Genomic DNA, 26,378 nt, shown 5'->3' with positions numbered 1-26,378 from the left:
TAATGGGGGCAGGGGGTTGCACGCAGGTCGCTTTAACCGGCGGACAGGATGACGCAACCACCCCATGATAATTATCGACTCGTCTTTGGAAAATGTAGCGGCGGTCGTTCCCCTGCTATCCTGCCGACAAGATCAGAGGCAGGCTTCCAGGAAAGGCTGGTCGAACCCGAACTGGCGCGCCTTGTCGAGCGTGTAGGGGCGTAGGCCCATGGAGCGGTATTCGCCGACGATCTTACCGCTGTCATCCTCGTCATGATATTCGAACTTGAACAGTTCCTGCGTGACGATGACGTCGCCTTCCATGCCGATGACTTCGGTGATGTTGGTGACGCGGCGCGAACCGTCGCGCAGGCGCTTTACCTGCACGATGAGGTCGACGGAGTCGGCGATCTGCTTGGAGATGGCTTCCTTCGGGATCTTGATGTCGCCCATCAGGATCATGTTTTCCATACGGCCCAGGCACTCGCGCGGGCTGTTGGAGTGGAGCGTACACATGGAGCCGTCATGGCCTGTGTTCATCGCGGCGAGCAGGTCGAAGCATTCCGCGCCACGAATTTCGCCCAGGATGATGCGGTCAGGACGCATACGCAGGGCATTCTTGACGAGGTCGCCGATGGTGATTGCGCCTTGGCCCTCAAGGTTCGGCGGGCGCGTTTCAAGGGGGAGCCAGTGCGGCTGTTGCAGGCGAAGTTCGGCCGCGTCCTCGATGGTCAGCACGCGCTCGCCCGGGTCGATCATCTTCGACAGGGCGTTGAGCATCGTGGTCTTGCCCGAGCCGGTGCCGCCCGAGATCACGATGTTCATGCGTGACGCGCCCGCGATCTTGAGCGCGGTGGCCATCTTCGGGCTCATCGCGCCCCATTGGGCGAGCATGTCGATGGTGATCGGCTTGGCGGAAAATTTACGGATCGAGATGGCGGTGCCCCGCAGCGAGAGCGGCGGCACGATGACGTTGACGCGGCTGCCGTCGGGCAGGCGGGCGTCGGCCAGCGGCGTGGTCTGGTCCACGCGGCGGCCGACCTTGTTCACGATGCGCTGGGCGATCTGGAACAGATGCTCCTCATCGCGGAACTTGATGGGCGCGATCTGGAGCTTGCCCTTCTTTTCGATATAGGTCTGCTCCGGCCCGTTGACCATGATGTCGGTGACCTCGGGGTCGGCCAGCAGTTCCTCTAGCGGGCCGAGGCCGAGCAGTTCATCGACCAGCACCTTTTCCAGCGCGAATTGTTCGCGGCGGTTGAGGGTGAGCTTGAGCTCTGCCAGCACCTCCATGATGATCGGGCGGAATTCCTCGGCCAGTTCATCCTTGCTGAGCGTCGCGGCGGCTTCGGGGTCGACGCGCTCGAGCAGGCGGGGGAGGACCTGTTCCTTGATCTTGTGGACTGACGCTTCGAAGCCTTGCGGCCCCGCATCGGCGACATGCTCGGCGTTGGCGCGATCGGACAAGCGCTGCAAGGCGTCGGCGTTGCGTTGCATCTGGCTGGTGGGCGCGGACAGCGGATCGATTGGGGTGTCGGCGGCGGGCAGGGGAGCCATGTCTAGCGGGGGGAACTGGTCTCCGCCTCGCGCTTCCTCACGCGGGGCGCCGCCCTGCATTGGCCGGGCTACACCGAATCCCGGCTTGATGCCGGCAGGTCCATTTTTCCGTCCAAACGCGCTCATAATTCTCCGCCGCGATATCGTAGGATTTCCCTGCCGGAACAGGCTGATCCGAATTGGTTGCAATGGTGAATAAGGCGGAAACTTTGACAAATGGCTAATGGCGCTGAGCAAGGTGGCCTGGTGACCGGCGGTGGCGGGCCTGTGCCAGATAGGAAAAAGGCCGCGCTCCGGTTTGGAGGCGGCCTTTTAATTTATTGGCGGGATTGCTTTGGCTGCTTCAGCCCGCATGCTCCGCGAGGACGGTCAGGCCCTTTTCATTGACTTCAGCGAAACCGCCCTGAACTGGGATGATTTCGGGCGCGGCGCCCGCGCTGGCGAAAATCTGGATCGAGCCGTCGCGAACGGTGGACATGAACGGCGCGTGGCCTTCCAGCACGCCGAAGTCGCCATCGGTGCCGGGGACGACGACCTGATAGACCTCTTCCGAGCGGACGAGCTTTTCGGGGGTCACGAGTTCGAAATGCAGTGCCATCTGTATCTCTCCCCCCTCCCTTTTAAGGGAGGGGCAGGGGGTGGGTGCGATTGCGTTAGCAATCGCCTGCAACCTGTCGGGATAGGTCAGGAGCTCGCTGCGCTCGCGGCCCACCCCTTAATCCCCTCCCGCCTGCGGGAGGGGAAACATTTGGAAGCTTACGCCGCTTCCGCAGCCAGCTTCTTTGCCTTTTCGATGGCCTCGTCGATGCCGCCGACCATGTAGAAGGCGTTTTCGGGCAGGTGGTCATATTCGCCTTCGACCACGGCCTTGAACGACTTCACAGTGTCTTCGATCTGGACGAACTTGCCCGAGATGCCGGTGAAGACTTCGGCGACGTGGAAGGGCTGCGACAGGAACTTCTGGATCTTGCGGGCGCGGGCGACGGTGAGCTTATCTTCTTCCGACAGCTCGTCCATGCCCAGGATCGCGATGATGTCCTGAAGCGACTTGTACTTCTGCAGGATCGACTGGACAGCGCGAGCGGTGTCGTAATGCTCCTGGCCCACGGTGCGGGGTTCCAGAACGCGGCTGGTCGAGTCCAGCGGATCGACCGCCGGATAGATGCCGAGTTCCGAAATGGCGCGGTTGAGAACGGTGGTGGCGTCCAAGTGCGCGAAGGAGGTTGCAGGCGCCGGGTCGGTCAAATCGTCCGCGGGGACGTAAACGGCCTGAACCGAGGTGATGGAACCCTTGTTGGTCGAGGTGATGCGCTCCTGGAGAGCGCCCATGTCGGTCGACAGGGTCGGCTGATAGCCCACGGCCGAAGGAATACGGCCGAGCAGAGCCGACACTTCCGCGCCCGCCTGGGTGAAGCGGAAGATGTTGTCGACGAAGAACAGCACGTCCTGGCCTTCCTGATCGCGGAAATATTCCGCGATGGTGAGGCCCGACAGGGCGACGCGTGCACGGGCGCCCGGGGGCTCGTTCATCTGGCCGTAAACCAGTGCCACCTTGGAACCTTCGCTGATGGCGTTGCCATCGGCATCCTTGGCGATAACGCCAGCGTCGAGGAATTCGTGGTAAAGGTCGTTGCCCTCGCGGGTCCGTTCACCGACGCCTGCGAACACCGAGGTGCCGCCATGGCCCTTCGCGATGTTGTTGATCAGTTCCTGGATGAGGACGGTCTTGCCGACGCCCGCGCCGCCGAACAGGCCGATCTTGCCGCCCTTCGCGTAAGGGGCAAGAAGGTCGATGACCTTGATGCCGGTGACAAGGATCGAGCTTTCCGTCGACTGATCGACGAACTCGGGAGCCTTGGCGTGGATCGGTGCGGTCAGCGTGGTGGCGACCGGGCCGCGTTCGTCGATCGGCTCGCCAACGACGTTCAGGATGCGGCCGAGCGTGGCCGGGCCGACGGGAACGCTGATCTGCGCGCCGGTGTCGGTGACTTCCTGACCGCGGGTCAGACCCTCGGTCGAGTCCATCGCGATGGTGCGGACGGTGTTTTCACCCAGATGCTGGGCGACTTCCAGAACAAGGCGGTTGCCGTTGTTGCTGGTTTCCAGCGCCGAGAGAATTGCGGGGAGTGCATCGGGGAAGGTCACGTCGACGACAGCGCCGATGACCTGCGAAATGCGGCCTACATTGTTGGTGGTTGCCATGACTGCTTCCTTGCGTGCGTGATCTTAGAGGGCTTCTGCGCCCGAGATGATTTCGACCAGTTCGGTGGTGATCGCGGCCTGACGGCTGCGGTTGTACTGAATGGTCAGCTTGTTGATGAGGTCGCCTGCGTTGCGGGTCGCATTGTCCATGGCGGTCATCGATGCGCCCTGTTCGGACGCGTTGTTTTCCAGCAGCGCCTTGAAAATCTGCACCGTGATGTTGCGCGGCAGCAGGTCGTCGAGGATCGCTTCTTCGCTCGGTTCATATTCGACCGTCGCGGGGATGGCGTTGCGATCCGCGTCTTCGGGGATCTTGACCGGGATGATCTGCTGCTCCGTCGGGATCTGGGCGAGAGCCGACTTGAAGCGCGAGAAGAAGAGATGCGCTACGTCGAACTTGCCGTTCAGATACATGTCGGTCAGCTCATGCGCGATAGCTTCGGCCTGAGCGTAGCCCGGCTCCTTCGCGCCGGTCGTCTCGAACTGTGCGACGATCATGCCGGGGAAGGTGCGGTTGATGACCGGACGACCCTTGCGGCCGATCAGGTAGAAGCGCACGGTCTTGCCCTGCTGGATCAGCTCGTCCGCCTTGGCGCGAGCCGCCTTGACGATGTTCGCGTTGAACGCGCCCGCAAGGCCACGGTCGGAGTTGGCGACGACCAGCAGATGGACGTCATCCTTGCCGGTGCCAGCGAGCAACGGCGAGGCGCCTTCGCCCGAGCCGCCCGCGATCTTCGACGCGAGGCTGGCGACGACGGCTTCCAGACGGCTGGAATAGGGGCGCGCGGCTTCGGCGGCGGCCTGCGCCTTGCGCAACTTCGCGGCGGCGACCATCTGCTTCGCCTTGGTGATCTTCTGGGTCGATTTAACCGACCCGATGCGGATCTTCAGTTCCTTGAGGCTGGCCATGACGAACCTTCTGTTCGTCATCCTGACGAAAGTCAGGATCTCGTGCCTCCGGGCTGAACCCTTGGGCCTGAGATCCCAGCTTTCGCTGGGATGACGGATTATCCTTTACGCAAACGTCTTGCCGAACGAGTCCAGCGCGGCCTTCAGCTTGGCCTTGGGCTCGTCGCCCAGATCCTTGCTGTCGCGGATCGCGGCGAGCACGTCGGCATGGTCGTGACGCAGATAGGCGAGCATCAGCTCTTCATAACGGGTCACGTCCTTGACGGCGACGCTGTCGAGATAGCCGTTTGTACCAGCGAAGATCGACGCAGTCTGCTCTTCGAAGGGCAGCGGCGAGAACTGGGCCTGCTTCAGCAGCTCGGTCAGACGCGCACCGCGGTTCAGCAGCTTCTGGGTCGAAGCGTCGAGATCCGAACCGAACTGGGCGAAGGCCGCCATTTCGCGATACTGCGCCAGCTCCAGCTTGATCGAGCCGGACACCTTCTTCATCGCCTTGGTCTGCGCGGCGGAACCGACGCGCGACACCGACAGGCCTACGTTAATGGCCGGACGGATGCCCTGGTAGAAGAGGTTGGTTTCGAGGAAGATCTGGCCGTCGGTGATCGAGATCACGTTGGTCGGGATGTAGGCCGACACGTCGCCGGCCTGCGTCTCGATGATCGGCAGTGCGGTCAGCGAGCCATTGCCATTGGCGTCGTTCATCTTCGCAGCGCGTTCCAGCAGGCGGCTGTGCAGATAGAAAACGTCGCCCGGATAGGCTTCGCGGCCCGGAGGACGACGCAGCAGCAGCGACATCTGGCGATAGGCGACGGCCTGCTTGGACAGATCGTCATACACGATCACGGCATGCATGCCGTTGTCGCGGAAGAATTCGCCCATGGTGACGCCGGTGTAGGGCGCCAGATACTGGAGCGGAGCGGGTTCCGAAGCGGTCGCGGCGACGACGATCGAATATTCCATCGCGCCATTTTCTTCGAGCTGCTTGACGATCTGCGCGACGGTCGAGCGCTTCTGGCCGATGGCGACGTAGATGCAGTAGAGCTTCTTGCCCTCGTCGTCGCCCGCGTTGATGCCCTTCTGGTTGATGAAGGTATCGATCGCGACGGCGGTCTTGCCGGTCTGACGGTCGCCGATGATGAGTTCGCGCTGGCCACGGCCGACGGGGACGAGGGCGTCGATCGCCTTCAGGCCGGTCTGCACGGGCTCGTGCACCGACTTGCGGGGGATGATGCCCGGCGCCTTGACTTCAACGCGCTTGCGCTCGGTATACTGGATCGGGCCCTTGCCATCGATGGGGTTGCCGAGGCCGTCGACCACGCGACCCAGCAGACCCTTGCCGACCGGAACGTCGACGATGGTGCCGGTACGCTTGACGGTGTCGCCTTCCTTGATTTCGGCGTCCGAGCCGAAGATCACGACGCCAACATTGTCGGCTTCGAGGTTGAGCGCCATGCCCTGCACGCCATTGGCGAACTCGACCATTTCGCCCGCCTGGACGTTGTCGAGGCCATGGACGCGGGCGATGCCGTCACCCACGGTCAGCACGGAACCGACTTCGCTCACCTGCGCTTCGGTGCCGAAATTGGCGATCTGGTCCTTGATGACCTTCGAAATTTCTGCGGCGTTGATATCCATGTTCAGCCTTTCATCGCCTGGGCGAGACTATTCAAACGGGTGCGGATGGAGGAATCGATCATCTGGCTGCCGATCTTTACGACCAGCCCGCCCAGGATCGCGGGATCGACCTTGGCTTCGAGCGCGACGTCGCGGCCGACGCGGGTGCGGAGGTTTTGCGCAAGCGCGGTGATCTGGTTCGAATCGAGCGGATGCGCGCTGGTCACTTCCGCGCGGACCTCGCCCTTGTGATTCGACAGTAGCGTTTCATAGGCGCGGATGACGGCGGGCAGCTGCGACAGGCGGCGGTTCGCGGCGAGGACGCCAAGGAACTTCGTCGTCAGCGCGTCGATGCCGATGGATGCTGCGACCGCTGCGATCGTCTTTCCAGACGCGTCGCGGCTCAGCACGGGATTGTTGATGAGGCTTTTGAAATCAGCCGATTCGGCGATCGCCGCCTTGATCGCACCGAGGCTGGCCGCCACGGTGTCGAGGGCGTTGCCGTCGCGGGCCAGATCGAACAGCGCAAGCGCGTAGCGTCCGCTGAGGCTAGCCTGAATGCCGCCGGTAGTCTCCACGCGCTTACCGTCCTCCAATTTCTGTCACTGGCACTTGATTTGCCGGTCATGCGAAAAGAGGGGCGCGGTCTTATCCGTCCCGATCCCCTGTTGCCCGGCCGGTTAGCAGCGGCTTTATGACTATGCAAGTCATGGAACGCGATTCCGTCGCAAGGATGGAATGGAGACGATTAGGCGGCGCTTTCCGCCGCGCGATTTTGATCAGTTTGCGGGGTCGGGGGAGCGAGGCGGCCCTTGCGGCAATGATAGACCAGGCGTTCGTTGGGTTGCGCGGGCAGCAGGGAGGCAAGATCGCTTCGCAGGGCGGCGATCCGGGCGAGCAGATCGGGATCGGTCCCGCACGCCTTGATCGGGCCGTCCTTCAACAAGGCGCGAGCCTTGCCCATCGCATCGCCATCCGGCAGCCAGCGCTGGACGCGTAAGGTGCCCGTTGCCGGGTCGAAGCGGCTGACGGTGATGAAGTTGCCCGAATCCGGGACGGCGGCGCGTTCCCATTCATTGCCTGCGCTGACATATTGGCTGTTGCCGTTGGCGCAGCCGGTGCCGGTCCAGTTGAAGGAGATGTCGTTGGCCTCCGACACGGTGAGGCGACTGCGGTTGAGGTCGATCGCGCAGACATTGTCGCCTTCCCATGCATAGGCATGGTTGCCCGCCACCCTGCCGTCGTCGGGCAGTTTCACGCGCTCATCCACGCTGGAGAAGCTCGGCCGCAGCAGGAACAGCGCGACGGCGCCCAACAGCAAGAGGCCGCCGCCCGCCAGCGACCATGTTGCGCGGCGTTCGCGGCCCTGGCTGTAGAAGAGGCCGCCCGCGCCGAGCCCAAGCACCGCTAGCGCCAGAAGCACGGCGGCGCCCGCCATCGCATTTTCGCGGCCAGAGATGACTTCGCGTTCCGCCGCATCGCGCGCCTTGCCCAGCGCGGCTTCGCGCGCGTCGGCCCGGGCGCGTTCCGACTGTTCGCTTTGCTGCGCCGCGCGCTGGGTGAGCGCGGCGTCTGCGGCGTCGGCTTCGGCCATGGAGCGGCAGGGAACGACGGTACGCAGGGATGAAACACCTGCCTGCCGGAGGAAAGACGCGATTTCGCGCCAGGACACGGCGAAACCGAACTCCGCGTCATTGCCGTCCGAGATGGACCCGAAGCTGTTGACGCCCAGCACCCGGCCGCAATCATCGACGAGCGGGCCGCCGCTGTTCCCGGCGGCGAGCGGCGCGGTGTGGAGGATGGTATCGAAACTGTGGCTCGATCGGCCCGACGACACGTTGCCGCTGGTCTTTACCGTGCCGAGCGGCTCCACCATTTCCTTGAGGCCAAGGCCCTGCGCCCGATCGACCGTGCCGGGATAGCCGATCGCGGTCACATGCTGCCCATCGCTGACGGCGCCCGCGTAGAAGGTGCTGACCGGCAGGTGGCCTTCCTCAAGCTGGATGAGCGCGAGGTCGTTGCCGGGCGAGTAGGCGATGACGCGGCCGCCGTAGCTTTTGCGGCCTTCTGAAGGGACGACGCCGATGACGAGGTTTTTTTCCTCGCGGGTCAGTTCGACGACATGGGCGTTGGTCAGCACCTTGTCTGGCGCGACCGCAAAGCCGCTGCCATGGCCGACGAAATAGGCCTCACTGCCGTCCGTCGCCACGATGGCGATGCGGACAACACCGCGCGCGGCGGCGGCGATGTCCTGCTGTTCGGCGCGCGCTGTCGCGGGCAGGGCGAGGGCGAGCAAGATGCAGAGGCGGCGGAAGAATTCGACCATGATGCGGCGCATTCATATGGTAAAGTCTGGCTGAGGCAATCGGGAAATGCTTTGGGCGCAAGAGGCGGGAAGGCTGGCCCGGTCGCGCCTGTTATCCCATATGCATGAACCAGATGACCGAAGTTTCCGCCTCGACGCCGCTGCCGATGGATGACGATGCCTGCTGGAACGCGTTCCTGCGGCGTGATCGGGACGTGGATGGGCGGTTTGTGGGCGCGGTGCTGACCACCGGCATATATTGCAAGCCAAGCTGCGCGGCGCGGCATCCCCGGCGGGAGAATATGATCTTCTTGCCCGATCCTGCTTCGGCGAGGGCGGCGGGCTTTCGCGCCTGTCTGCGTTGTCGGCCGGATGAGGTTGGCCGGGATCGGTTGGCGGTTGAGGCGGCCAAGGCCTTCATTGCTGGGTGCGATGCGGTGCCCTCGTTGGAGGAGGTCGCAGCGCATGCGGGCTATGCGCCGCATCATTTCCATCGGCTATTCAAGCGGGATACGGGCCTGACGCCTGCTGCTTACGCTCGATCGCTGCGTGCCGAGCGGCTGAAGGCGGCTTTGGATGGGGGAGGGAGCGTGACCAGCGCGATCTATGACGCGGGCTATAATGCGCCGAGCCGGGCCTATGCCGATGCGGATCGGCATTTGGGAATGACGCCGAGTGCGTGGAAAGATGGCGGGCGCGGCGTTGCGATCCGATACGTTGTGGTGGGGTCGAGTCTTGGGCCTGTGCTGGTGGCGGCGACGGCCAAGGGGCTCTGCCGGATCAGCTTTGATGAGGATGAGGGTGATCTGCGGCGGCGCTTTCCCAAGGCGGAAATCGTGCCGGGAGATGCGGCGCTGGAAGCGTTGGCGGGGCAGGTGGTGCGGTTGATCGAGAATCCGGCTGAGCCTTTGGATTTGCCGATGGATGTGAATGGCACGGCTTTCCAGCAGGCGGTCTGGGCGGCGTTGAGGGCGATTCCGGCGGGAGAGACGCGGAGCTATGGCGAGATCGCGGCGGCGATTGGGCGGCCGGGGGCAGTGCGGGCTGCGGGGACGGCTTGTGGGGATAATGGGTTGGCTGTGATTATTCCCTGCCACCGGGTGTTGCGGAGTGATGGTAGCCTTGGTGGCTATGCCTATGGGTTGGAGCGGAAAAAGGCTTTGTTGGAGCGGGAACGTGGGGGGCAGAAGCTAGGCTTGGATGATCGTGGATAATCATCCTCTCCATCGTGAGATGGGGAGGGGGACCGTTCGCGAAGCGAAGGGTGGAGGGGAAATCTCACAGGTCATGCCATTTCCCCTCCACCAGCCTGCGGCTGGTCCCCCTCCCCACGCTTCGCGTAGGGAGGATTTAGAGAGGTCGGTCGCGTTGCGATCCCTTCAGCCGCTCCACGATCGCGCGCCGCTCGACTTTGCTCATGTCGCGCCAGCGGGCGATTTCCTGAACCGTCCGGCCACAGCCGGTGCAAATGCGGCCTGTCTTGTCCAGCTTGCAGATCTTTATGCAGGGGCTTTCCATGGGCGTTCAGGCCATCACATGAAGCTGTAGGGATCGACGTCCACCGCGACGCGGGTGCCTGATTTCCAGGTGAGGTTGCCCAGCCATTCGCGGATAGCGGCTTGTACATCCATCGCCCGTGTGGCGTGGATCAGCAGGCGGTGGCGGTGGCGGCCGCGCAGGACGGAGAGGGGCGCGGGGGCGGGGCCATAGACGCGCATGCCGTCGATCAGCGGGGCGGACTTGCCGATCAGGCGGGCGACCTGCGCGGCTTCATCGGCATCCTCACTGGAGACGATGATCGCGGCGAAGCGGTCGAAGGGCGGGGCGTTGGCGCGGCGGCGGTTCTCTGTCTCCACCTCATAGAAGCGCTCCGAATCGCCTGCGATCAGCGCCTTGATGACCTCGGCTTCGGGCATGCGGGTTTGGATGAAGACACGGCCCGGTTTCTGCCCACGGCCCGCGCGGCCCGCTACCTGCACGATTTGCTGGAAGGTGCGTTCGGACGCGCGGAGGTCGCCGCCTTCGAGGCCGAGGTCGGCATCGATCACCCCCACCAGCGTCAGGTTGGGGAAGTGATAGCCCTTCGTCACCAACTGGGTGCCGATGATGATGTCGACCGCGCCTGCCTCGACCGACTTCACGAACTCGGCGGCCTTGGCGGGCGACCAGAGCGTGTCGGAGGTAACAATGGCGGTGCGCGCCTGCGGCCAGAGCGCCTTTACCTCATCCGCGATCCGTTCGACGCCGGGGCCGCAGGCGACGAGACTGTCCTCCTCCTTGCAGTCCGGGCAGAAGCGGGGCGAGGGGATGACGTGGCCGCAATGATGGCAGGCGAGGCGCTTGGTCAGTCGATGTTCGACCATCCAGGCGGTGCAATTGGGGCATTGGAAGCGATAGCCGCAATGGCGGCACAGCGTCAGCGGCGCATAGCCCCGGCGGTTGAGGAAGAGCAGGCTTTGTTCGCCCTTCTCCATCGTTTCATCGATCGCGCGGATGAGGGGCGGCGCGATCCAGCGCCCGCGCTCCGGCGGGTCGGTGAGCAGGTTGATGCCTTCTATGCCAGGCATTTCCGCGCCGCCGAAACGGGAGGGCAGCTTGATCTCGCGATAGCGGCCAAGTTCGACCTGATGTCGGGTCTCGATCGCGGGGGTGGCCGATGCGAGGATGACAGGGAATTTTTCCATAAGGCCGCGCATCACCGCGACGTCGCGGGCGTGGTAATGGACGCCATCTTCCTGCTTGAAGCTCGCCTCATGCGCTTCATCGACGACGATGAGGCCGAGATTGGGATAGGGGAGGAACAGCGCGGAGCGGGCGCCGACGACGACGGCTGCTTCGCCTGCCGCGATGGCGCGCCATGCCCGGCGGCGTTCGGATTGGCGCAGGCCGCTGTGCCAGCTGATGGGTACGGTGCCGAAGCGCTTTTCGAAGCGTTCGAGGAAGGGTTCAGTCAACGCGATCTCGGGCAGGAGGACCAGCACTTGCCGTCCTTCGCGGATGGCTGCGGCGATGGCTTCGAAATAGACTTCGGTCTTGCCGGAGCCAGTGACGCCGTCGAGCAGGAAGGGGGCGAAGTCGCGCTGGCGTACAGCATGCACGAACTCGGCCGCGGCGTTGGCTTGGCCGTCGGATAGCTGCGGCGGTGCATGATCGGGGTCGGGGCGGGGGAAGGGCGTGTCGATGCTGACTTCCACCGCTTCGAAGGCGCCTGCCTTTACGAGGCCCCGGATCACGGCGTCGCTGACCCCGCCGATCAACGCCAGTTCGCGGATCAGGCCCTGCCGATCGCCGATGCGCTCCATGGCCTGGGCGCGCTGTTCGGTCATGCGGTCCGGTAGGTCGCCGGTGGCGCGATATTCGATGACGGTGCGCGCGCCCTCCAGCGCCGACATCGACGCCAGCGTCATGCGCAGGACCGAGGCGATGGGGGCGAGATAATAGTCTGCCGTCCACTCGATCAGGCGGCGGAGGGTTTCGGGGATCGGCGGCGCGTCCACGGGTCCCACGATGTTGCGCAGGCGGTTGTCGCCAACGCTTTCGACTTCGGGGAAGCTGTCCTCATCCCACACCACGCCGATAATCTGCCGTGGGCCGAGTGGCGCTACGATGATGCTGCCCGGCTGCGCGTTCATGCCATGGGGCACGCGATAGTCGAGCGGCCCAAGGGCGGCGTTCAGCAGGATGACACGGGCGCGCGAACTCATCCGCCCCTCCCTATCGTCTGGGGGGCGGGAGGCAAGGCGGCGCGTTCAGATTTTCCAGTTGAGCGTCAGCCAGGGGACATGGGCGACCGCGTCGGGCCGGTCGTCGCGGAAGGTCTGCTGGCGCATATAGAGTGCCTGGATATCGATGGACTTGCCGAGCGCGTGGCGCAGCCCGGCTTGCTGGCGCATGACGGCAAGGCCGGTCTTGTCGCTCGGCTTGGCCCGGTTCAGGTGGAAGAAGAGCTCGCCTGCTGCGACCAGCGTCCATTTTTTCGCGGCGTCCAGTGGAATGGAGGCCTGCACTCGCTGCCGTAGCCGCCAGCTTGCTTCGTCAGTCGTGTCGAAGAAGCGCTGCTCCAGCCGGGTGCGGCTTTGCCAGATGCCGTGGGTGAGGGTCAGCTGCTGGAACGTGCGCAATTCCTGTTCAGGACCGGAATGGAAGAAGGCCAAGCCGCCGCCGATCTGGACATCTTTAGCAAGCGCATGATCTAGCGCGATGCGGGCGAGTTGCTGTTCGCCGCCCGATTCATCGCGACGGAAGCGGTGGCCGATGTCGATCAGGACGATGTTGTGAGGGCTGGCCTTCATCGTTGCCGATGCGCCGAGCCATAGCTGCGTTTCCTCTTCGGCCGCCTGCGCAGCGGGGCTGAAGGCGAGTAAAATGAGCGCGAGCGCTGCCAGAGCGCTGCGGCCGGGCGTGGGGACGGGCATGCGGTATCCTTGGAACGGTGTAGCGCTCATAATGTTACGGACCTGTTTCCGTAAAGCCCGCCGCTGGCAATAATGGCTAAACCGGCGATCAGCCGCTAAAGGGGAGCCGATTCGCACATCCCGCCCCGGAGCAGACCCATGAAGTTCTTCGTCGATACCGCCGACACCAACGAAATCCGCGACCTTGCCGCGACTGGCCTGCTGGACGGCGTGACGACCAATCCGTCGCTGATCCACAAATCAGGCCGCAAGTTCATGGAAGTGGTCGAGGAAATCTGCGGCATCGTCGATGGCCCCGTTTCCGCCGAAGTCGTCGCACTCGACCATGAGACGATGATGAAGGAAGCCGCCGTGCTGCGGAAGATCGCGGACAATGTCTGCATCAAGGTGCCGCTGACCATCGATGGCCTCAAGACCTGCAAGGCGCTGACCAGTGATGGCGTAATGGTGAACGTCACGCTGTGCTTCTCGGCCAATCAGGCGCTGCTGGCGGCCAAGGCGGGCGCGAGCTTCATCTCGCCTTTCGTTGGGCGGCATGACGATAACGGCTTTGATGGCATGCAGCTGATCGAAGATATCCGCCTGATCTACGACAATTATGCGTTCGATACCGAGATTCTGGTGGCGAGCGTTCGGCATCCTATCCATGTGCTGGAAAGCGCGAAGATCGGAGCTGACGTGATGACCGCGCCGCCTTCGGTGATCAAGGCGCTGTTCAATCATGTGCTGACGGACAAGGGGATTGCGGGCTTCCTGGCGGACTGGGAGAAGACCGGGCAGTCGGTTCTTTGATCCGGGAGCGAGGTGTTCCTGCTCAGGCAGGAACCTAGTCCCGCCGCTTCAACTGGGCTCCTGCCTGCGCAGGAGCACGGTGGATTTAAGCCGCAACTTCTTCCCCCCCTACATCATTCTCTCCTGTAAAGGAGAGGTGCGATGTTCGTCGCGGTCTATTGGTGGCGGGTGCATCCGGGAAAAGAAGATCAGTTCCGCGCGGCATGGCGGCGCGGAACTGACCTGATCCGCGAAAAATATGGCAGCTTCGGTTCAAGGCTCCACCGGGATGCCGATGGGCGCTTTGTCGGCTATGCGGAGTGGCCGGACGAGGAGACCTGGCGGGCGGCTTTCGACCAGAAAATGGTCTATGACGAGCCGGAAACCCGAGCCGCCTTTGTCGATGCGATCGCGGAAGTGCCGCCTGATGCGGATCCAATCTTCACCATGACGGTGACCGACGACCTGCTGATGCGGGCGCGGCCACAAGACAGTCCGCTCGATGGCGAATAGGAACGGCTTGGATTTTGGCTGGGGATTTCTGGCGGCGGCGATCCTGATCGCCGGGTTATTGATGCTGCTGTTCGGCTGGCGCTTGTAGGGAAGATGGCGACCCCGACAGGATTCGAACCTGTGACCATTCGCTTAGAAGGCGAATGCTCTATCCAGCTGAGCTACGGGGCCGCATCGGCGCTTCGATAGCGGGGCTTGTGCCCGCGCGCAATCATGCCTGCCATTGCATTTGCTTGGGCAGCCGATATGCAAGGGCGCATGACCGATTTGGGGGTTCGGAAAATCGATGCACAGGCGCTCTCTGGGCGGCCGATGCGCTATTTCGATTTCTTCATCGCGGCGTTCGTCGCCATATTGCTGCTGTCGAACCTGATCGGGGCGGCGAAGCTATCGACGGTTGGCGGCTTCACCTTCGGCGCGGGCATCCTTTTCTTTCCGCTTGGCTATGTGCTGGGGGACGTGCTGACCGAGGTCTATGGCTACGCCCGCGCCCGCCGATGCGTTTGGGCGGGATTTGGCGCGATGCTGTTCATGGCGCTGATGAGTTGGGTGGTGGTGAAGCTGCCTCCGGCGGAGGGCTGGCCGGACCAGAAGGCCTATGAAGCTGTATTCGGCAATACGTGGCGCATCGTCTTTGCTTCGCTAGCTGCGTTCTGGGCGGGGGAATTCGCCAACAGTTTCGTGCTAGCCAAGATGAAGCTGCTGACGCAGGGCAAGCATCTGTGGATGCGGACGATCGGGTCGACGATCGTGGGGCAGGGAGTGGACAGCCTGCTTTTCTATCCGCTGGCCTTTGTTGGCGTGTGGAGCAATGCGCAGGTGCTGACGGTGATGGTCACCAACTGGATGTTGAAGGTGACGTGGGAAGCGGTTTTGACGCCCTTGACCTATCTGGTGGTGAACAGCCTGAAGCGCGCCGAGGGGCTGGACGTCTATGATGCGGGGACGGATTTTACGCCGTTCCGGACGCGGATTTAGGGGGGCTTAGATCCCAGCTTTCGCTGGGATGACGAGGGGTTCAGTAGCGCGCTTGCACGAAATACAGGCCGTCTGGCGGAGCGTTTAGGCCGAGCGCGGCTCTGTCCTTCGCGTCTCGGGCAGCGCGCATGTTGGCTATCGACCAGCGACCCATGCCGACCAACGCCAGGCAACCGACCATCGAGCGCACCTGATGGTGGAGGAACGAACGCGCCTCGGCGTGGATGGCGATGCGGTCGCCTTCGCGCTGCACGTCGAGGCGGTCGAGGGATTTTAGCGGGCTTTCCGCCTGGCAATGGGCCGATCGGAAGGTGGTGAAGTCGTGACGGCCGACGAGCAATTGTGCGGCTTCCTGCATGGCGTCGGTGTCGAGCGGCTGGATAACGCGCCAGACCAGACCGCTTTCGAATGTGAGCGGCGCGCGGCGATTGGCGATGCGGTAAACATAGGCGCGGCCGATGCAGGAGAAGCGGGCGTGCCAGTCATCGGCTACGGTTTCGCAGGCGAGAATGGCGACGGGGTCGGGACGCAGGAGCGCGTTCATCGCTTCCATCAGGCGGAAGGGCGCGATCGGCTTCTCGATGTCTGTATGGGCGCGCATGGCAAGGCCGTGGACCCCGGCATCGGTTCGGCCCGCTGCGTGAATCACGGCGCGCTCGCCGGTGATGGCGTGGATGGCGTCTTCCAACGCCTGCTGGACGCTGGGGCCGTGCGCCTGCCGTTGCCAGCCCATGAACGGGCGGCCGTCAAATTCTACGGTGAAGGCGAAGCGGGTCATTGGGGGTTATATCAGCGAAAATATTGATGCCGTCATCTCAGCGGAAGCTGGGATGTTGGGCCATGTGGCACGCCGTCCCCTGAGATCCCAGCTTTCGCTGGGATGACGGTTGTGGGGTGAAGTGGGATTAGGCATCGACGCGCGATCCTGCGGGCATGTCGTAGCCGCGCAGGAGTTCGCCCGGCGACATGGCGCCCTTGCCTGCGCGCTGGATCAGGGTCGGCCGGATCGCACCGTGGCCGCAGCCGATGAGCAGGCTGTTGTCGAGCAGTTCGCCTGGCGGGCCGTCATGTTCCTCGACATGGGCGGCGAGGATGCGGAAGCGTTCTCCGCGATATTCCAGGAATGCGCCGGGGAAGGGGTTGAAGGCGCGTATCTGCCGTTCGACCTGATGCGCGTCGCGGGTGAAGTCGAGACGGGCTTCGCTTTTGTCGATCTTGGCGGCGTAGGTGACGCCCTCTTCTGGCTGGGGCACAGCTGGGTGTGCAGGGAGGTCGTCCAAGACCTCGATCATCAATTCAGCCCCTGCCTGCGCCAGCTCGGCGGTGAGCGCGCCTGCGGTCTTGTCCTCGATCGGGGTCACATGCTTGGCGCGCATCGGGCCGGTGTCGAGGCCCGCTTCCATATCCATGATCGTGACGCCGGTGACATTGTCGCCGGAGAGGATGGCGCGTTGGATCGGCGCTGCGCCGCGCCAGCGGGGAAGCAAGGAGGCGTGGATGTTGAGGCAGCCGGAACGGGGGGCGTCCAGCACAGCGCGCGGCAGGATGAGGCCATAGGCGGCCACCACCGCGACATCGGCGTTCAGTGCGGCAAAGGCGGATTGCACCTCCGCGTCCCTGAGGGAAATCGGCGTGCGAACCTCGATGCCCATCTGCTCAGCCTGAGCCTGAACGGGGGAGGGGCGTAGCGCCTTCCCACGCCCGGCGGGGCGGGGTGGTTGGCTATACACCGCCACGATCTCATGCCCGGCCTTGGCCAGCGCCACGAGGGCGGGGACGGCGAAATCCGGGGTTCCCATATAGATGATGCGCATAGCCGCCTCTCAACTCTTTTGACCCCGGACTTGCAAGCCCCTATCTCGGTTCCATGGCTTCTCTCGAGATTGATGCGCTGACGCAGGCGCTGTCCCGTCTGCCGGGCCTTGGCCCGCGTTCGGCGCGGCGTGCTGTGTTGCACCTGCTGAAGAAGCGGGAAAGCGCGCTTGAACCGCTGCTGCGTGCGCTTGATGCGGTGAATGATCGGCTGGTTACGTGCGGTTTATGCGGGAATGTCGATACGGTGGATCCCTGCGGCATCTGTGCCGATCCGCGTCGCGATGCGCGGGCGCTGTGCGTGGTGGAGGATGTGGCGGACCTGTGGGCGCTCGACAAGTCGCGGCTTTTTCCGGGGCGTTTTCATGTATTAGGTGGGCGATTGTCGGCGCTGGAAGGGGTGCGGCCGGAAGACCTTTCCATCGATGCGCTGGTGACGCGAGTCGAAGCGGGCGGCATTGATGAAGTGGTGCTGGCGATGAATGCGACGCTGGAGGGGCAGACCACCGCGCATTATCTGGCGGAACGGCTGGAGCGCTTTCCGGTGCGGTTGACGCAGTTGGCCCATGGCGTCCCCGTGGGCGGTGAACTCGACTATCTGGATGAGGGCACATTGGCGCAGGCTTTGCGGGCGCGGCGGCCTGTTGGGTGAATTTGGCGGTCGCTTGAAAAAGCCCGTCGGTGCGGCTATTTTAACCACATGGCCATTCTTCCAATCCTTGAGGCGCCTGACCCGCGCCTGCGTACCATTTCGTCTCCGGTGGAGGCGATCGATGACGATCTGCAGCGTCTGATCGATGATATGTTCGAGACGATGTACGACGCCCCGGGCATCGGATTGGCGGCGATACAGGTCGGCGTGCCGAAGCGCGTGCTGGTGATGGATTTGCAGGAGCCCGAATCGGATGAAGAGGGTGCGCCTTCGGTGAAAAAGCCGATGGTGTTCATCAATCCCGAGATTTTGGAGGGTTCGGCGGACCTGTCCGTCTATAATGAGGGCTGCCTGTCGGTGCCGGACCAATATGCCGAGGTGGAGCGGCCCGCGACGATCCGGGCGAGCTGGATGGATCGCGAAGGGCGTATTCATGAGGAGCAGCTTGAGGGCTTGCTGGCCACTTGCTTACAGCACGAGATGGATCATTTGCAGGGCGTGCTGTTTATCGATCATCTCTCGCGGTTGAAGCGGGACATGTTGATGAAGAAGCTGGTGAAGGCGCGCAAGGCGGCTTGAGACGCCTGTAAGAGGTCAGGGAAGCGCTCTGGCTTGAAATATGATTCGCTCTCTCCTTTAGGGGTCAGCCAGAGGCACGTGACTCTGGCCGAGGTGCCGAGCGTAGCGTAGGCGGGAGAGGGGGCTATGCAGGCGATGTTCCCTCATTCCCCTCTCCCCGGCCCTCTCCCCTGAAGGGGAGAGGGAGCAGTACGCTAACCCACCCCATCCGTGTCGAGCGCGTAACCCGCCGAACGTACCGTGCGGATGATGTCGCGATATTGGCCGTCGGCGTTGATTGCCTTGCGCAGCCGGCGGATGTGGACGTCGACGGTGCGCAGTTCGATGTCGCTGTCCTGACCCCAGACGCTGTCCAGCAGCCGCTCGCGCGAGAAGACCCAGCCGGGATGCTCCAGGAAATGCTTGAGCAGGCGGAATTCTGTGGGGCCGAGGGGGATCACCTGGCCGCCGCGACGCACCTTGTGACCGACCGTGTCCATCTCCACGTCCGCGAAGGTCAGCGTCTCGCCAGCCAACGCCGGGCGCACGCGGCGGAGGACTGCTCCGACGCGCGCCACCAGTTCGCGGGGGGAAAAAGGCTTGGTGACATAATCGTCGGCGCCGGTTTCCAGGCCGCGAACCCGATCTTCCTCCTCACCGCGCGCTGTCAGCATGATGATCGGAACATTGGCCGTGCCGTTCATGCGGCGCAGACGGCGGCAGACTTCGATGCCGGACAGGCTTTCCACCATCCAGTCGAGCAGGACGATGTCGGGCACATTTTCCTGCGCCAGCAGCAATGCCTCCTCGCCATCGACGGTGTGGGCGACCTCGAAATCCTCGCGCTTGAAATGCCAGATGAGAAGTTCTGCGAGGGCCGCGTCATCTTCAACCAGAAGCATCTTGGCTCTCGCCATAGTCAGTCCTCCAGGGGCTGGGTGCCGCCGCGTTCGCGTTCCGGGGCCATCTGGCCGGTCGCGGCGTAATAGACCATCTCCGCGACATTCGTGGCGTGGTCGCCGATCCGCTCGATATTCTTCGCGATGAAGAGCAGATGCGCGCACTCGCTGATGGTCTTGGGATTTTCGACCATGTAGGTAACGAGGCTGCGGAAGACGCTGTTGTAGAAATCGTCCACCACCGTGTCGCGCTCGATCACCGCCGTGGCGAGATCAGCGTCGCGGGCCGCGAAGGCGTTGAGCGCGTCATGCACCATCTCGGCCGCTACCTGACCCATGGAGGGCAGTAGCGACACCGGCTCCAGCGTGCGCTGGTTGGTGGCGATCAGGGGAACGCGTTTGGCGATATTCTTCGCATAGTCGCCGATCCGTTCGACAACCCCGACGATCTTCAGCGCGGCAATGACATCGCGCAGGTCGTTGGCCATGGGCGCGCGCAGGGCGATGACCTGGATCACCAGCTTTTCAACTTCCGCCTCGATAGCGTCGATGCGCTTGTCGTCGGTGACCACCTGCGCGGCGAGCGTCTTGTCCTGCCGCTGGAGCGCAACCATTGCATTCTCGATGGCGGCTTCGGCACGACCGCCCATTTCGGCGATAAGGCCGCGCAGCTTGTCGATTTCTTCGTCGAACGCCTTGATCGTATGTTCAGCCATTGTCTGTCTCCCCCGGGTCAGCCGTAGCGACCGGTGATATAGTCCTTCGTCCGCTCCTGGCGGGGATTAGTGAAGATGTCCGAGGTCACGCCATATTCGACCAGTTCGCCCAGGTGGAAGAAGGCGGTGCGCTGCGACACGCGGGCGGCCTGCTGCATATTGTGGGTGACGATGACGATCGCGTAACGACCGCGCAGTTCGTGGATCAGCTCCTCGATCTTCGCAGTCGCGATCGGGTCGAGTGCCGAGCAGGGCTCGTCCATCAGGATGACTTCCGGTTCCACCGCGATGGCGCGGCCGATGCAGAGGCGCTGCTGCTGGCCGCCCGAAAGCGCGGTGCCGCTGTCGTGCAGGCGGTCCTTCACCTCTTCCCAAAGGCCCGCGCGGCGGAGCGATTTTTCGACGATGACGTCGAGGTCCGCTTTGGCATGGGCCAGGCCGTGGATGCGCGGGCCGTAGGCGATGTTTTCGTAGATCGACTTGGGGAAGGGGTTGGGCTTCTGGAACACCATGCCGACGCGGGCACGCAGCTGCACCACGTCCATCGAGGGGGCGTAGATGTCCTCGCCATCGAGCGTGATCGCGCCTTCGACCCGGGCGGAAGCGACGGTGTCGTTCATGCGGTTGAGGGTCCGCAGGAAGGTCGACTTGCCGCAGCCCGACGGGCCGATGAAGGCAGTGACATTATCCATGTCGACGTCGATGGAGACGCCCTTTATCGCCTGCTTTTCGCCATAGAAGACCTTCACGTCGCGCGCGGTCATCTTGACTTGGGTGGCGGGCACCAGTGTTTGCGGTTCGTGCATCATTGTTACCACCGTTTTTCGAACTTGTTGCGCAGGTAGATGGCGAGGCCGTTCATCGCGAGCAGGAAGATCAGCAGGACGATGATGGCGGCGGAGGTCTTTTCGACAAAGCCCTTTGAGACTTCGTCGGACCACAGGAAAATCTGCACCGGCAGGACGGTCGCTGGATCGGTGATCCCGCCCGGCGGCGTGGCGATGAAGGCGCGCATGCCGATCATCAGCAGCGGCGCGGTTTCGCCGAGCGCGCGGGCCATGCCGATGATCGTGCCGGTGAGGATGCCGGGCAGGGCGAGCGGCAGGACGTGGTGGAAAACCACTTGGACCGGCGAAGCGCCGATGCCGAGCGCTGCGTCGCGGATGCTGGGCGGGACCGATTTGATCGCGTTGCGCCCGGCGATGACGATGACCGGCATGGTCATGAGCGCCAGCGTCATGCCGCCGACCAGCGCGGCGGAGCGCGGCAGGTGCAGGAAGTTCAAGAAGATCGACAGACCGAGCAGGCCGAAGATGATCGAGGGAACAGCGGCGAGATTGTTGATCGACACTTCGATGATGTCGGTCAGCCAGTTCTTGCGCGCATATTCCTCCAGATAGACGGCGGTGGCGACGCCGATCGGGAAGCTGAGCACCAGAGTCACCAGCATCGTCAGCAGCGATCCCTTGAATGCGCCCCAGATGCCGACCTGTGTCGGGTCGGTGCCATCGCTGGCGGACAGGAAGCTCATATTGAAGCCGGTGGTGAGCAAGCCTGCCTTGTTCAGGCGCGCCACAGCCGCTTCGGCCTCGGGCGAACCCTCGCTCTTGGCCGCTAGATCGATGGTGGTTGATGCGGGCAGTTTGATGGTCTCGGTGCGGCTCAGGATGTCGGGATCGGCCTTGATAGCGTCTCGCAGAACGACCCAGGCAGTGGGCGACACCCATTCCTCGGCATCCGCGCCCAGCGCCTTTTTCACGACGTCGCCCGTCACCATCGGCAGGTTCGCGTTGGCGAGCGACTGATCGGTGATCGCATTCGGATCGAGCAGCAGCGGTGACGCGGGGAAGTCGATCTTCACCGCTATTTCCGTCCGCGTGAAACCGCGCAGGCCATTGCCCATCATGTTGAACAGCAGGAAGGCAAGAAAGGCGGCCGACAGTGCCACGGCGAGAAGGCCAGCCGCCTTGAAGCGGCGTTCGGATGCATAGCGCCGGGCGATCCGCTTGCGCATCGCGTCCGACTTCCAGTCGGTGGGGAGGCGTTCGGGTGCCATTATTCGTAAGCCTCGCGATATTTCTTCACGACCCGCAGGGCCACGATGTTGAGCAGCAGCGTCACCACGAAGAGGACGAGGCCGAGGGCGAAGGCGGCCAGCGTCTTTGCGCTGTCGAATTCCTGGTCGCCGGTCAGAAGCTGGACGATCTGCGTCGTTACAGTCGTGACGCTGGCGAAGGGATTTAAGGTGAGGTTTGCCGCCAGACCGGCTGCCATCACCACGATCATCGTCTCGCCGATCGCGCGGCTGACGGCCAGCAGCACGCCGCCGACGACGCCGGGAAGGGCGGCGGGGATCAGCACGCGGCGGATTGTTTCGCTGGTGGTTGCGCCCATGGCGAGGCTGCCGTCGCGCATGGATTGCGGCACGGCTGCGATACTATCGTCCGCCATGGAGGATACGAAGGGTATGATCATCACGCCCATGACCAGGCCAGCGGCCAAGGCGCTTTCCGAAGAGGCGCCCTGGATGCCGATCGCCACGGCGAGGTCGCGCAATGCGGGGGCCACTGTCAACGCGGCGAAATAGCCGTAGACGACGGTGGGCACGCCTGCGAGCACCTCAAGGATGGGCTTCATCCACTTGCGTACCGTGGGGCTGGCATATTGGGTCAGATAAATGGCGCTCATCAGGCCAAGCGGGATGGCGACGACCATCGCGATGATCGCGCCGATGAAGATCGTACCCCAGAATAGCGGGACAGCACCGAACGCGTCATCATTGCCGTAACCGAGCGCCGCCGATTGCGGGCTCCATTTGGTGCCGAAGAGAAAATCGAACGGGTTCACCATCGAGAAGAAGCGCAGGCTCTGCCACAGTAGCGATACGACGATGCCCAATGTGGTGACGATCGCGAGCAGTGATGCCACAAGCAACACCGCCATCACGAGCCTTTCGACCCGCGTGCGCGCCCGGAAATCGGGCCGCACGCGGGTGAAGGCATAGGCGCCCCCGGCAAAGGCCAGCACCAGTGCGAGCGCTGCGCCCGCGATGCCATATTTGCCGATGGCGTCCTTATAGGGTTGGACAAGGCCCTGCGAGAGCGGGTTGAACGCTCCCGATTGCGAACCGCTGGCGATCGCTCGCGCTTCGCCCAATATGGCCGAGCGCGAGAAATCATCTGCTGGCAGGCTGTGCGCGGCCGGGCTGCTCAACACCTGCTGAGTGACGAGCCCGGGCGCGACGTTCGCCCAGACGGCGAGAAAGATCGCCGCCGGGATGAGCGTCCAGAGCGCGACATACCAGCCATGATAGCCAGGAAGGCTATGCACGGCGTCGCGGCGGCCCGAAGCGCGCGCGGCGGTTTGCAGCCGCAGCGCGCGCGTCCGGGCACTGACCCAAGCGATGGCGCCCAGGCCTGCCAACAGCAGGAAGATTGCAGGACCTGTCATATTTTCCGCTTACTTGAGCTGCGAACCGTCGAGAACAGCCAGCGACTTTATCGTTTCGCCGCTCGTCTTGCGCACGTCTTCCGGTGCAGCAACCATGCCGCGCTTTGTCAGCGCGCCGTCGGGCGCCCAGTTGGCGGCGAAGGTGTTGAGATAGGCCTGAAGACCCGGGATCGCGGTCATGTGTGCCTTCTTCACATAGATGAAGAGGGGGCGAGCGCCCGGATATTTGCCGGTCGACACCGTTTCATAGGTCGCTTCGACGCCGTTGATCGACACGTCCTTCAGCTTGTCCTTGTTTTCCTCAAGATAGCTGAAGCCGAACACGCCGAGAGCATTGGGGTTCGCGGCGAGCTTTTGAACGATCAGATTGTCGTTTTCGCCCGAATCCACATATTTGCCGTCTTCGCGGATGCGGGTGCAGGTTGCCTTGAACTCGTCCTCACTCTTTTCCTTGAGCGCCTTCATGGCCGGATCGGTTTCGCAGCCCTTGGTCAGGATCAGTTCGGCAAGCGAATCGCGGGTGCCGCTGGTCGAAGGCGGCCCGAATACGCTGATCGCGGTTGCGGGCAGGCTCGGGTCAACGTCCTTCCAGGTTTCCGCCTTGTTCGGACCCTTGCCATAAGGATTGGCGGCGAGCGCTTCATAGACGATTTTCGGGGTCAGCTTGAAACCCGGGCCGTCCTTTGACTCGGCGAAGGCGAGGCCATCGACGCCCACCTGGACTTCGATGATGTCCTTAACGCCGTTCTTCTGGCAGTCCTCGAACTCGGCCTTCTTCATGCGGCGCGAGGCGTTTGCGATGTCGGGATGCTGTGCGCCGACGCCCGCGCAGAACAGCTTCATGCCGCCGCCGGTGCCGGTCGATTCGATGATCGGCGACTTCATACCGGGATTGCCCTGGACGAACATTTCGGCGACCGCCGTCGCGAAGGGATAAACGGTCGAGGAACCGACCGCGCGGATTTGGTCACGCGTCCCACCGGCGCTGCCGCCCGATTGGTCGCCGCAACCGGCAAGAGTAAGAGCGGCCGCTGCCGTAGCGGCCATCAGAGCGAAATGCTTCACGGATAGTCTCCTTTATCAAAGGCCGCGATTCGCAATCGCTGCCCCCCTTGGCGCGCAGTAGCCGCGGTAGGTCGCGCCTTTGTGACAGTCCAGTTGCACTTTTATGACATCGCGGCCGGAAGCTCAAAAGATGAGCAGAATTTATTCAATGTTTGGACACTGACAGCCTCTCTTCAGCGGGAATCGGCGGCAGGAGAACCGTGATCGTGGTCCCCTTTCCCGGCGCGCTTACAATGTCGAGCCGACCACGGTGCCGCTCCACGATATGCTTCACGATGGCGAGGCCAAGGCCGGTGCCGCCGATAGCCCGGCTGCGCCCGGAATCGACGCGGTAGAAGCGTTCGGTCAGGCGGGGCAGGTGATCCGGGCCGATCCCTTCGCCTTCGTCAGCGACGGTGAGGCGGGTCATTCCGCCCGGACCTTCGGTCAGGCTCACGCGAATCGGTGTTCCGGCCTTTCCATATTTCACCGAGTTGCCGATCAGGTTGTGAAGCAGCTGTGACAATTGCGGCCTGTCTCCCGCGACTTCCGACAGGCCGGGCGTAACGTCCAATTCCACTTCCCGGCCCCGGTCGCCATGGCTCGTCCGGAAAACGCCCACCACCTCGGCAGCCAAGGCGCCAAGATCGACGGGGCTGTCAGGGACGCGATATTTTTCCGCCTCGATGCGGGACAGGGAAATGAGATCGTCGATCAGCCGCTGCATTCGGCGCGCCTCACCGTCCATGATCTTGAGGAAGCGTTGCCGCGTATCATTGTCGCGGCCAAGGTCCGGATCGCCGAGCGTTTCGATGAAGCCCAAAATGCCCGCAAGCGGCGTGCGAAGCTCGTGACTGGCGTTGGCCACGAAATCGACGCGCATCTTTTCGGCGGCATAGGCGCCGCTATGGTCGGCAAGATGCACCAGCCGACGCACTGCGTCATCGTCGCCGACCGGTGCAATGCGCATCTGCCAGCGTTGATCGCGTGTGCCGAGACCCACCAGCTCCAGCATCACCGCCTCGCTCATCGGCGCAAGGCTGGCGAGCCGTTCGGCAGCGGCGGGATGGCGGATGGCGATGCGGGCATCCTCACCCTCGATATGCGCGCCGAGCAAGCGTTGCGCCGCCCGGTTGGCCTGAATGATCCGTCCGCGCTCGATCAGCATCAGAGGGTCCGCAATCGCCTCCATCATGTCCGCGAAGTCGGGGTGTTCGACTATGTCGGTGACAGGTTCGATTGAGGTAGGCTCGGCAGGGCGGGACGTGGGCGCTTGCGCGGCGATGATCAGGACGGCAATGCCCGCGAGCACAGGAAGAGCGATGGCTGAGAGCGCCGCGCCCATCAGCAATGCGGTTCCGGTAGCCAAAAACAGCATGGCGAGCGACGCCGTGATCTGGGAAATGCTCAGTCGATTCATGGTTACCGCGCTGGATTATTGGCTGCTTTGCTGCAATGGCTGGCGCAATAGCGTGGATTCTTTACGCTTTGGCAAGCGCGATAGCGGATCAGGACGGTATGAAAGATCAATCGCCCGGACAGCATGCTTCCGATTCCGTGCCTTCAGAGGGTGCGGAGCAGGACGCCGACTCGATCGCGTCTTCGCGCCGCCAGCTGCTGATGGGTGGCGCCGTTGCCGCATCAGCGATTGTGTCCATCCGTCCGGCTCTGGCCAATACCGCTGCGTCCGTGCTGAACTGCACCATTCCGGTTCCCGATCAGGCGCGTGCAGGAAAATATATCGCGCCCAATGGCCAACTTGTACCGGCAGGGACAGCGGGTGCCGTGCCCGCGCAAGGACGCAGCTATAGCGGTGAGCAGGTCCGGCAGGCTCTGCGCGGCGGCAGGCTGCCGGGCACAAGCTATGAGCAGAACCAGGCGTATCTGAACTATATCCGGCGCCTTCAGTCCGGAACCAGCGGCTTCACCTGCTACGCATCATTGCAAATGCCGCGTTAGGCACCTGCTTACTCCTGTGCGCTACAGCTGAGCGCCGCCAGTGAG

26 protein-coding genes and 1 tRNA gene are annotated in these 26,378 nt (G+C 63.4%); 7 read left to right on the top strand and 20 right to left on the bottom strand.

All coding sequences use genetic code 11. The features are described 5' to 3' along the window. Positions 1 to 132: 132 nt before the first annotated feature. The 7 genes from ACZ5ZH_RS07450 to ACZ5ZH_RS07420 form a co-directional block, all read right to left on the bottom strand. A complete protein-coding gene (locus tag ACZ5ZH_RS07450; protein ID WP_464771080.1) occupies positions 133 to 1,662 on the bottom strand; it encodes a CpaF family protein in 1,530 nt (509 codons plus the stop codon). A 217-nt stretch (positions 1,663 to 1,879) separates the two neighbouring features. Further along, complete coding sequence (locus tag ACZ5ZH_RS07445; protein WP_464771079.1) at positions 1,880 to 2,134, bottom strand: ATP synthase F1 subunit epsilon; 255 nt, start codon at positions 2,132 to 2,134, stop codon at positions 1,880 to 1,882. A 158-nt stretch (positions 2,135 to 2,292) separates the two neighbouring features. After that, positions 2,293 to 3,738 (bottom strand): F0F1 ATP synthase subunit beta, encoded by a 1,446-nt coding sequence (gene atpD, locus ACZ5ZH_RS07440; protein WP_449473516.1) that lies wholly within the window; start codon positions 3,736 to 3,738, stop codon positions 2,293 to 2,295. Between the two features lie 24 nt (positions 3,739 to 3,762). Next, the gene (locus tag ACZ5ZH_RS07435; RefSeq protein ID WP_460986206.1) at positions 3,763 to 4,647 is read right to left on the bottom strand and encodes a F0F1 ATP synthase subunit gamma; all 885 of its coding nucleotides are present in this window, start codon (positions 4,645 to 4,647) and stop codon (positions 3,763 to 3,765) included. A 105-nt stretch (positions 4,648 to 4,752) separates the two neighbouring features. Further along, entirely contained in the window at positions 4,753 to 6,282 is a 1,530-nt protein-coding gene (gene atpA, locus ACZ5ZH_RS07430; RefSeq protein WP_460986205.1) for a F0F1 ATP synthase subunit alpha, read from the bottom strand. Positions 6,283 to 6,284: 2 nt separating this feature from the next. Then, a complete protein-coding gene (locus tag ACZ5ZH_RS07425) occupies positions 6,285 to 6,839 on the bottom strand; it encodes a F0F1 ATP synthase subunit delta (protein ID WP_460986204.1) in 555 nt (184 codons plus the stop codon). Positions 6,840 to 7,009: 170 nt separating this feature from the next. Next, the gene (locus ACZ5ZH_RS07420) at positions 7,010 to 8,587 is read right to left on the bottom strand and encodes a S1C family serine protease (RefSeq protein ID WP_464775163.1); all 1,578 of its coding nucleotides are present in this window, start codon (positions 8,585 to 8,587) and stop codon (positions 7,010 to 7,012) included. 104 nt (positions 8,588 to 8,691) lie between these two features. On the opposite strand from ACZ5ZH_RS07420, the gene ada reads away from it, so the two are divergent. Next, the gene (gene ada / locus ACZ5ZH_RS07415; RefSeq protein WP_464771078.1) at positions 8,692 to 9,780 is read left to right on the top strand and encodes a bifunctional DNA-binding transcriptional regulator/O6-methylguanine-DNA methyltransferase Ada; all 1,089 of its coding nucleotides are present in this window, start codon (positions 8,692 to 8,694) and stop codon (positions 9,778 to 9,780) included. Positions 9,781 to 9,916: 136 nt separating this feature from the next. Here ada and ACZ5ZH_RS07410 read toward each other — a convergent pair whose 3' ends face one another. The 3 genes from ACZ5ZH_RS07410 to ACZ5ZH_RS07400 are packed head-to-tail and all read right to left on the bottom strand — an operon-like array spanning position 9,917 to position 12,981. Next, entirely contained in the window at positions 9,917 to 10,084 is a 168-nt protein-coding gene (locus tag ACZ5ZH_RS07410; RefSeq protein WP_464771077.1) for a DUF1289 domain-containing protein, read from the bottom strand. A 14-nt stretch (positions 10,085 to 10,098) separates the two neighbouring features. After that, positions 10,099 to 12,270, bottom strand: coding sequence for a primosomal protein N' (locus ACZ5ZH_RS07405; RefSeq protein WP_464771076.1), 2,172 nt, complete (start codon positions 12,268 to 12,270; stop codon positions 10,099 to 10,101). A gap of 45 nt (positions 12,271 to 12,315) precedes the next feature. Beyond that, on the bottom strand, positions 12,316 to 12,981 hold the full coding sequence (locus ACZ5ZH_RS07400) for a DUF2490 domain-containing protein (RefSeq protein WP_460986200.1): 666 nt from the start codon (positions 12,979 to 12,981) through the stop codon (positions 12,316 to 12,318). 138 nt (positions 12,982 to 13,119) lie between these two features. Between ACZ5ZH_RS07400 and fsa the strand changes: the two genes are divergently transcribed. Both fsa and ACZ5ZH_RS07390 read left to right on the top strand, forming a co-directional pair. Next, positions 13,120 to 13,773, top strand: a complete 654-nt coding sequence (gene fsa / locus ACZ5ZH_RS07395) for a fructose-6-phosphate aldolase (RefSeq protein ID WP_449473500.1) — start codon at positions 13,120 to 13,122, stop codon at positions 13,771 to 13,773. A 141-nt stretch (positions 13,774 to 13,914) separates the two neighbouring features. After that, entirely contained in the window at positions 13,915 to 14,265 is a 351-nt protein-coding gene (locus ACZ5ZH_RS07390; protein WP_449473499.1) for an antibiotic biosynthesis monooxygenase family protein, read from the top strand. 94 nt (positions 14,266 to 14,359) lie between these two features. Here the strand turns inward: ACZ5ZH_RS07390 and ACZ5ZH_RS07385 are convergent. Further along, positions 14,360 to 14,436 (bottom strand) — tRNA-Arg (locus ACZ5ZH_RS07385). An 87-nt stretch (positions 14,437 to 14,523) separates the two neighbouring features. Between ACZ5ZH_RS07385 and ACZ5ZH_RS07380 the strand changes: the two genes are divergently transcribed. Beyond that, positions 14,524 to 15,243, top strand: coding sequence for a queuosine precursor transporter (locus ACZ5ZH_RS07380; RefSeq protein ID WP_449473498.1), 720 nt, complete (start codon positions 14,524 to 14,526; stop codon positions 15,241 to 15,243). 40 nt (positions 15,244 to 15,283) lie between these two features. Here ACZ5ZH_RS07380 and truA read toward each other — a convergent pair whose 3' ends face one another. Beyond that, complete coding sequence (gene truA, locus ACZ5ZH_RS07375) at positions 15,284 to 16,021, bottom strand: tRNA pseudouridine(38-40) synthase TruA (RefSeq protein ID WP_464771075.1); 738 nt, start codon at positions 16,019 to 16,021, stop codon at positions 15,284 to 15,286. Positions 16,022 to 16,148: 127 nt separating this feature from the next. Then, positions 16,149 to 17,057 carry a methionyl-tRNA formyltransferase gene (gene fmt, locus ACZ5ZH_RS07370; RefSeq protein WP_464771074.1) on the bottom strand — a complete coding sequence of 303 codons (909 nt, stop codon included), beginning with the start codon at positions 17,055 to 17,057 and terminating at the stop codon, positions 16,149 to 16,151. A 53-nt stretch (positions 17,058 to 17,110) separates the two neighbouring features. On the opposite strand from fmt, the gene recR reads away from it, so the two are divergent. After that, on the top strand, positions 17,111 to 17,707 hold the full coding sequence (gene recR, locus ACZ5ZH_RS07365; protein ID WP_464771073.1) for a recombination mediator RecR: 597 nt from the start codon (positions 17,111 to 17,113) through the stop codon (positions 17,705 to 17,707). Positions 17,708 to 17,755: 48 nt separating this feature from the next. Next, positions 17,756 to 18,286 (top strand): peptide deformylase, encoded by a 531-nt coding sequence (gene def / locus ACZ5ZH_RS07360; protein ID WP_449473490.1) that lies wholly within the window; start codon positions 17,756 to 17,758, stop codon positions 18,284 to 18,286. Between the two features lie 194 nt (positions 18,287 to 18,480). On the opposite strand, the gene phoB is transcribed toward def, so the two are convergent. The 7 genes from phoB to ACZ5ZH_RS07325 form a co-directional block, all read right to left on the bottom strand. Next, entirely contained in the window at positions 18,481 to 19,182 is a 702-nt protein-coding gene (gene phoB / locus ACZ5ZH_RS07355; RefSeq protein WP_460986193.1) for a phosphate regulon transcriptional regulator PhoB, read from the bottom strand. 2 nt (positions 19,183 to 19,184) lie between these two features. Next, positions 19,185 to 19,880 carry a phosphate signaling complex protein PhoU gene (gene phoU / locus ACZ5ZH_RS07350; protein ID WP_449473488.1) on the bottom strand — a complete coding sequence of 232 codons (696 nt, stop codon included), beginning with the start codon at positions 19,878 to 19,880 and terminating at the stop codon, positions 19,185 to 19,187. Positions 19,881 to 19,897: 17 nt separating this feature from the next. Further along, entirely contained in the window at positions 19,898 to 20,686 is a 789-nt protein-coding gene (gene pstB / locus ACZ5ZH_RS07345; RefSeq protein WP_449474654.1) for a phosphate ABC transporter ATP-binding protein PstB, read from the bottom strand. Positions 20,687 to 20,691: 5 nt separating this feature from the next. Continuing rightward, positions 20,692 to 21,936 (bottom strand): phosphate ABC transporter permease PstA, encoded by a 1,245-nt coding sequence (gene pstA, locus ACZ5ZH_RS07340; protein ID WP_464771072.1) that lies wholly within the window; start codon positions 21,934 to 21,936, stop codon positions 20,692 to 20,694. Then, the gene (gene pstC / locus ACZ5ZH_RS07335; protein WP_464771071.1) at positions 21,936 to 23,330 is read right to left on the bottom strand and encodes a phosphate ABC transporter permease subunit PstC; all 1,395 of its coding nucleotides are present in this window, start codon (positions 23,328 to 23,330) and stop codon (positions 21,936 to 21,938) included. Before pstC ends, pstA begins: the two co-directional genes overlap by 1 nt. Positions 23,331 to 23,339: 9 nt before the next feature. Beyond that, a complete protein-coding gene (locus ACZ5ZH_RS07330; protein ID WP_464771070.1) occupies positions 23,340 to 24,395 on the bottom strand; it encodes a substrate-binding domain-containing protein in 1,056 nt (351 codons plus the stop codon). Between the two features lie 145 nt (positions 24,396 to 24,540). Next, the gene (locus ACZ5ZH_RS07325) at positions 24,541 to 25,794 is read right to left on the bottom strand and encodes an ATP-binding protein (RefSeq protein WP_464771069.1); all 1,254 of its coding nucleotides are present in this window, start codon (positions 25,792 to 25,794) and stop codon (positions 24,541 to 24,543) included. 200 nt (positions 25,795 to 25,994) lie between these two features. On the opposite strand from ACZ5ZH_RS07325, the gene ACZ5ZH_RS07320 reads away from it, so the two are divergent. Beyond that, positions 25,995 to 26,333 carry a hypothetical protein gene (locus ACZ5ZH_RS07320; protein WP_449474653.1) on the top strand — a complete coding sequence of 113 codons (339 nt, stop codon included), beginning with the start codon at positions 25,995 to 25,997 and terminating at the stop codon, positions 26,331 to 26,333. Positions 26,334 to 26,378 lie beyond the last annotated feature (45 nt).

It is taken from the genome of Sphingobium sp. TomMM7A, assembly GCF_055397305.1.
Note: the sequence above shows the minus strand (reverse complement) of the source record. Positions and strands in the feature narration are given on the sequence as shown.